Source organism: Catenulispora pinistramenti (assembly GCF_018274385.1).
In the GTDB taxonomy this organism is placed as follows: Bacteria; Actinomycetota; Actinomycetes; order Streptomycetales; family Catenulisporaceae; genus Catenulispora; species Catenulispora pinistramenti.
This window is the reverse complement of record NZ_JAAFYZ010000363.1, coordinates 1-6,280: the sequence shown is the minus strand read 5'-3', so window position 1 is coordinate 6,280 and position 6,280 is coordinate 1. Positions and strand designations below refer to the sequence as shown.

The window sequence follows — 6,280 nt, the reverse complement described above, 5'->3', positions numbered from 1 at the left end:
AGTTGTGTATAAGAGACAGGCGCCACCTCCGGACTGGCCGCCGCGGCGACGACCGCCGCGAGTACGAGTATCCGTCGCCCGATCCGCACCTGGATCCCCCTTGAAAATCAGAAACGCTTTAAAACAAGGTACGGCAATAAGGTCACGGGCCAAGCAAGCCCGGCTCACAGACCAGCCCCGTTCCCCCACGAGCGGCCTTCACAACACGCGGTCGCGACAGTGGCGCCCTCGGTATCGAGAGCGCCACTGCGTTGTTCAGCGTTCAGCCCATGCCGGCAATAGTCGAGTCACTGCCGATTCCGGGATTCCTCCGCGGACCGGGGCCTGGGACCCCGTCCACCCACCCGCGAGCGATCAGTGACCGCCCGAGCTCGAAGGCCCACCGCTCGGGTGGTTCATCCCCGGAGCCGTCGGAATGGACCTCACAGCGCTGGGCGCCACGAACTGCTCGACGCTCGCCGCCTCCACCAGCTTCTCGACGCTGAACGGGAACGGGTCGTACACCGATCCCGGCTGCTCGGTCGCCGAGGCGGTGTCGTAGGAGTCCGTGGCGAGGATCGTCAGCGCCGCGCCGGAGGGCAGGACCCGCCGGGCCTTCATCGAGACCCGGTCGCCGTTCTGCACCTCGCCGACGGTGACCTTCGAGCCGTCCTTCAGGGTCGTGCTGCTCTTCTCGACCCAGGGGGCCGATCCGGGGGCGACGCCGGGCGCGCGGTCGGCCAGCGTCATGTCACTGGACAGCGGTGCCGGGTCCTGGGCGCCGGGGAGCGAGAACGTGACGGAGACGGCGACCGAGGGCAGTGCGGCGGCCTGGCCCTTGTTGCTGTAGGTGATGTCGGCCTTGGTGGCGTTGTACCCCTCGCCCCCGTAGCCGATATAGGTCCACGCGATGTCGGGGGTGACGGCCTTCTGCCGCCCGTCGAGCTCCGTCAGGTGCGTGCCCGCCGGATCGAGGACCGCGTCGATGGCCCGCAGCGCCGGGCACTCCTGATACGCCACACTCCTGGCCGCGGAGTTGTCCACGCCCGGGTTGTCCGCGAAGGCGTTGGTCACGTCCGCCACGCACTTCGGATCCGACGGAGCGGACGAGGAGCCGGACGAGGAGGCGGACGAGGAGGCGGGCGGACCGCCGGAAGCCGGGGACGCGCCGGCCCGGCCCGAGCCCACAGCCCCCGGGAGTGCGGCGATCGCGATGCCGACGGCCGCGATCCCGGCCGTGGCGCCGCTGACGGCCGCGAGCCGGCGGGTGCGGGCGCCGCGGCGTCCGACGCCGGCGATCGCCTCGGCGGTGAAGCCCAGCGGCGGGGCCGGGTCGTCGGCGACCTGCGCGAACAGGTCGTGGATCCGGTCGCCGTGGTCGTGGTGGCTCTGGTTGTCGTTCAACGATCCCACTCCTTCTCGGTCACACTGATGGGGGGCTCCGCGATCGGTCGGAGCAACACGCGCAGCGCGGACAGACCCCGCGCGGACTGGGACTTCACGGTGCCGACCGTGCAGCCCATCGCGTGGGCCGCCTGCTCGACGGACATGTCCTCCCAGTAGCGCAGCACCAACGTCGCGCGCTGCCGGGGCGGGAGCTTGGCCAGCGCGGCGAAGATCTCGTCCCGGTGTCCGAGCCGGATCTCGAATCCGGACCCGGCGTTCGCGCCCTCGCCGTTCATCCCGTCCCCGTCCCGCATGTGCAGGCCGGTCTCGGGCAGTTCGGCGAACGGCCGCTCACGACGCCAACTCCGCCGCCGCTCGTCGATCAGGCAGCGGACGAGGACCTGGCGGACGTACGCGTCACGGCTGCCGCTGCGTTGGACTTTCGACCACGACCGGTACAGCCGCAGCAGCGCGGTCTGCACCAGATCCTCGGCCTGGTGCCAATCGCCGCACATGAGGTACTGCCCTTAAAGACATCATAGCAAAAATGAGGGGCCTGACAAGCCGAAATAGTGAATCAGGCCTGGTCAGAACCCGACGTCGGAGGTTAGATGCGCGCTGAGGGGTGGGCTGAGATTTTGGCCGGTGTCCTGCGTGTGCGGGGCTGAAGCGCTGCGAGGGGGCCTTACGCTGGTCCGGCAGAGAGGGCAGGTTCGTGGACCTGCCCGCAGGTGGCACTCTCAGGCCCCCTCGTAGTGCTTCAGGTGGGGTCCCCGTGCACGGAGGTGGGTAAAATCTCGGCCCGCCCCGGACCGGACCACAGACGACCACGAGCGGGACGTGAGCTGTTGGCCTGTTCCGGTGACCACGCGTCTCAAGAGCGGAGGGGGTGTCTTCGGAGGAGGGCAAGGGCTAACGAAGTGCCCTTGACGTCCGGAGAAGGCGCCACCGCAGCGGCGGCTACAGATGCACGCCACCCGCACACTTCGTGTCGCTAGGATCGGTATATGGCCGAGTGGGACATCACATACAGGACAGATACTGACCACCCTACGAACCACACGCTTCGCCTCGACTTCGGTACAGGCCTTGAGCCAGGTTACGGACCTACGGTCGGCGAAATGCACAGGAGGATTCGCGAAGCGCTACGGACTCCGGACGGTGAGCTGTTCCAGGGCGAGATCGTGATCCTTAAGGCCGAACCAGCTACCGACAAGTAGCTACAGGCGCTGCCTGGCATCTTCCAGTTTCGCCAGGTAGTACGCCTGGTCACGAGGGTAACCATCAAGAGCGCTAACGCCCTGTTGTAGAGCATCAATAGCGGCGGACCAGTCACGGACCGCGTAAGAGGCCATACCGTATTGGAGCTTCGCCCTAACTGGATCCAGCCAGTACAGCCAGCCAGGTCGGGTGTCTGCGTCAGGAACCTGTAGGGCGAAATCGTAGGATTCTTCAGCGAGCCGGCGAGAACGATCGCGTTCCCCTACGGCCGCAGCTGCCAGGCAAGCCGCGTGGGTGGCAATGGACGCGGCGGCTGGGGACAACATGCCGGGGGTTTGCTGAGCAACCTCAGCGAGCCTCAGAGCTCGAACGGGGTCACCTCGTTCGAGCGTGTAAAAGGAGCGAACTCGCGCGACCCAAGACGCCATGTCTGATGATCCGGCGTCAATCGCCCAACCATTGGCGAGGTCAAGCCAGGCGAGGGCAGGGCCGTGCTGTCCCTCCCCTGCTGCAACCCATGACAGCCAGTGAGCGTGCTCGGCAGCAAGGATTAACAGTCGATCGGCAACGGCGCCAGAGACGTTCGGAAGCAACTTCGTCACGGTGTCCAACTGGGCTCGCACGACGACCCACAGATCTCTGCCACCGATCACGTCCTCGGCTCGGCGATGTTCTGCAAGAACGTGGGCGATCCAGTCTGCTGACCTGACGTCCAGCTTGCCTACTGATTGCGCACGGGCAATTCGTTCGTTCAGCTCTGGATCAGGACTCCACGGTAGCGCTTCGCTGCGCTCAGGAAGCCCTCGCAATTCGTCCGGCACTTCAAGCCCCTCGGTGATGCGGGCGATGAGTTCGGCACTCGTGACCTTACGCTTGCCGCTCTCGATCAGGGATACGTGAGACTGCGGCATCCCAACCATGGAACCGAGAGTCAGTTGAGATACGCCAGTCGCGCGCCGGTACTCGCGAAAGATCCCGCGCCAGTCTCCTGACGCCCAGGCTGCGCGAAGTCGGCCGCCTGCCCATGGTCCCGACTTTGCCATACCTCGACGATACGCCACGGCCATACGCTCTGCGTATCGCTTTCAACTCTCTCAGTGCCGATTCTGTCTTGGGGCCAACGTCCAAGCATGGAGGCTACTGATGAGTGAACAGATAAAGCTGAAGCGGGTGAACCAAGCCGAAGGTCACCCGAGCGCGAATGTGGTCCTTGAGGCTCACAGATCGGTCGGGGTTGAAGGTCCGACCCCGGTTCGGGTCCTTGCCCAGCTCGCCCAGGACCCTGGACCCGAACCGGTGGGTTTCACGGTCTTGACTGGCGAGGACACCACGATGGGGCTGCTCAACAGCGGCGACGCTATCGGGATCGATGGCCGTTGGTGTCCTGTCATGCGCTGTACGTCCGTCAATGGCTGGGTCACGGTCGATACGGCTTATGGGTACCCGGTTGTCACGGCCTTCATGGACGCCCGAATCCATCTGGCTCGCGTGATCAATGCGGAGGGCGTGGGTGCGTGACGATGCAGGAGAACGAGGTGTCGGGCGTGTCCTATGCGGGGTGGCGTTCGCTGATGGGCCGGAGGCGTTCAAAACGTACACGGCGGGCTCGGTCAGCCGATGCGCTGCCGGATCGTTCGGATCTTCCACCGGATGTGGCTGAGTTCATGCGGTCGTTCGATGTGCGGGGATTCCGGTTCGACGCTGAGCCTGTGGGAGATGGCACGTGGCGTCTGGTGGATGTGGCCGGGCAGACGGTACTGGGTTTCGGGTTTGGTAGTGACGCCGCGTCGCGTCCGGCACCGGAGGGCGGCTGCATGGACCTGACCGGGCTGTGGGCTGATCCGGAATACCAGCGTCAGCGGGTCTCGGGCCTGGTGGATGTGTACGGCCGTCGGCTGCATCCGGAGGCCGGGGACTTCTTTTCGGAGTATCACCGTGGAAATGATCATGAGCACTGAAGACACCGGCACGGTGGCCGTCCAGCCTGCCCCGTCCCGCGTGCGCGATCGCCTCGGAGGATGCCGAGGAATGAGCTTGTGGGATCTGGCCCCGTGGGATGTATCCGGGTTCTGCAAGGCGGTGGCGGGGCTCGTTCCCGTCGTCGGACACGGGATCGGTCGCGGAGTCTGCGAAGGGGCGGCCGGTCCCGTGTGAAATGCCGAGCCGGACCACCCTGCAACCGTGGGAGGTGGGCGGGGCGGTCCGGCGGGTCAACAGACCCGGTGCCGATGGTACCGGGACGAAGAGACATATTCGCGTTCTGATACCTCGGCACGGCCTGTCGGTCCGAGTCGGGGAGTGTGTTTGGTCGTGGTCGTCGATTCCTGGTCGGTGCACCCGGATTTCTGGGAGTGCAGGCCAGAGGTGGATTACAAGCGTGCGTATGCGCGTGCGCGGTGGCTGGGGTCGGTTCTGGAAGATCTGGCCGGACTCCCGGCCGCGCCTGAGGGTTTGCGGCTGTCCGTGGAGCTTTACGGTCCGGTCTGGACGGTGCTCGATGACGGGACCGCTATCGCGTGGATCGGCGCTGATCCTGACGACGCGGAGCTCTGGGCTGAGCTGGGACCGGATGAGTATGTACCGCTGAGCCTTGACGGGCTGTGGGCGGTGGTTTGAGAACCGCTGGTCGGCGGTGGGTGAGCCGACATGGGCGGGTTCGGCCGGCGGGGCGTGTTCTTGGCCCCGCCGGCCGGTTCCGCTGGTGAGTACGGATTCAAGCAGAAGACAAGCACAGCGAGTCGGTAGTGAGGGGGCTCGGCTATGGCGGGGCTGACGGTTCAGGTGTGGGAGAGGAACGGTCTCAACTTGCTGTATGTCAATGACGTGTCGTCTGGTCGGACGTTGGGTTACCTCGACCGGAACAACGGGTTGTTGCATCTCGCTGATCCGAAGGACCCCGACTTGAGGTGGGTGGTGGTGGGCGCGTTGGCGCGGCGGGTGCGGCGGGATTTGGCGGCGTTGCCGGTTTTCAAGCCGTGGCCTAAGGCGGTGTCTGGCGTGGCTGATGCGACTGCGTCTGATGTGGAGCAGGCCTGCGCTGGTGTCGCCGGGGGTGGCGGCGGTGTTTGAGCCGGTGGAGTGCGCTCAGTTTTGGGTGTGCCGTTGAACCAGCACGCGAAGATGGCGGGTCAAGTTCCTGATGCCGCGAAGCGGAATCTCACTCAGTTGATTGGTGGGCTGCGATCCAGTCGCCGGGGTTTGGAGATTTCACAGGTTAGTCTATCGGCGAGCTTGGGGGTTCGTGAACAAGCGGTGAAGGATTGGGAGACTGGGTGGAATGAGCCTGCCTGGGAGAATCTGGTTCAGTGGGCCGGGAAACTCAAGCTTCGCTTGGTGGTCGTTGACGAGAACGGTGGCGTGCCTTACGGGCCTTTGAAAAGGGGGGCCGATGAGTCGCGGTTGTCTTTGGAGCGGAGGCGGCTGACTGAACCGTTGTGGGAGCGTCGGCTGGCCCGGGATTTGAGCCTGGCGGACGTTGGGCTGCTGGTGGGGGTCAGTGGGGATTCCATTCTGCGGTGGGAGCTTGTTCGTACGCCCCCCACGTCGATGGCACATGTTTTGTGGGCTCATGGGGGCTCAACGAACTTGGTCGTGACAGCAAGACTTCAGGTCTGCGGTTCGATCGATGAGGTCGGCTCGTCAGGATGGAGGCTGAGTCGGCGAAGTGCTGCACCGCGGACGTGGACTTTGACGC

Annotated in this window: 7 protein-coding genes; 4 read left to right on the top strand and 3 right to left on the bottom strand. The window is 65.3% G+C overall.

All coding sequences use genetic code 11. The features are described 5' to 3' along the window. Positions 1 to 354: 354 nt before the first annotated feature. From KGQ19_RS46750 to KGQ19_RS46740, 3 genes are all read right to left on the bottom strand, one after another. Entirely contained in the window at positions 355 to 1,383 is a 1,029-nt protein-coding gene (locus tag KGQ19_RS46750; protein WP_212021774.1) for a hypothetical protein, read from the bottom strand. Next, positions 1,380 to 1,880: a SigE family RNA polymerase sigma factor gene (locus KGQ19_RS46745; protein ID WP_212021772.1), complete on the bottom strand. Its 501-nt coding sequence runs from the start codon at positions 1,878 to 1,880 to the stop codon at positions 1,380 to 1,382. The genes KGQ19_RS46750 and KGQ19_RS46745 overlap by 4 nt, the downstream gene beginning before the upstream one ends. 705 nt (positions 1,881 to 2,585) lie before the next feature. Beyond that, positions 2,586 to 3,629, bottom strand: a complete 1,044-nt coding sequence (locus tag KGQ19_RS46740) for a helix-turn-helix domain-containing protein (protein WP_212021770.1) — start codon at positions 3,627 to 3,629, stop codon at positions 2,586 to 2,588. Positions 3,630 to 3,729: 100 nt separating this feature from the next. On the opposite strand from KGQ19_RS46740, the gene KGQ19_RS46735 reads away from it, so the two are divergent. The 4 genes from KGQ19_RS46735 to KGQ19_RS46720 all read left to right on the top strand — a co-directional run bounded on the left by KGQ19_RS46735 (position 3,730) and on the right by KGQ19_RS46720 (position 5,655). After that, positions 3,730 to 4,104 (top strand): hypothetical protein, encoded by a 375-nt coding sequence (locus tag KGQ19_RS46735; RefSeq protein WP_212021768.1) that lies wholly within the window; start codon positions 3,730 to 3,732, stop codon positions 4,102 to 4,104. After that, complete coding sequence (locus KGQ19_RS46730) at positions 4,101 to 4,544, top strand: hypothetical protein (protein ID WP_212021766.1); 444 nt, start codon at positions 4,101 to 4,103, stop codon at positions 4,542 to 4,544. Before KGQ19_RS46735 ends, KGQ19_RS46730 begins: the two co-directional genes overlap by 4 nt. 346 nt (positions 4,545 to 4,890) lie before the next feature. Beyond that, positions 4,891 to 5,202 carry a hypothetical protein gene (locus KGQ19_RS46725; protein WP_212021764.1) on the top strand — a complete coding sequence of 104 codons (312 nt, stop codon included), beginning with the start codon at positions 4,891 to 4,893 and terminating at the stop codon, positions 5,200 to 5,202. 144 nt (positions 5,203 to 5,346) lie between these two features. Further along, on the top strand, positions 5,347 to 5,655 hold the full coding sequence (locus KGQ19_RS46720) for a hypothetical protein (RefSeq protein ID WP_212021762.1): 309 nt from the start codon (positions 5,347 to 5,349) through the stop codon (positions 5,653 to 5,655). Positions 5,656 to 6,280 lie beyond the last annotated feature (625 nt).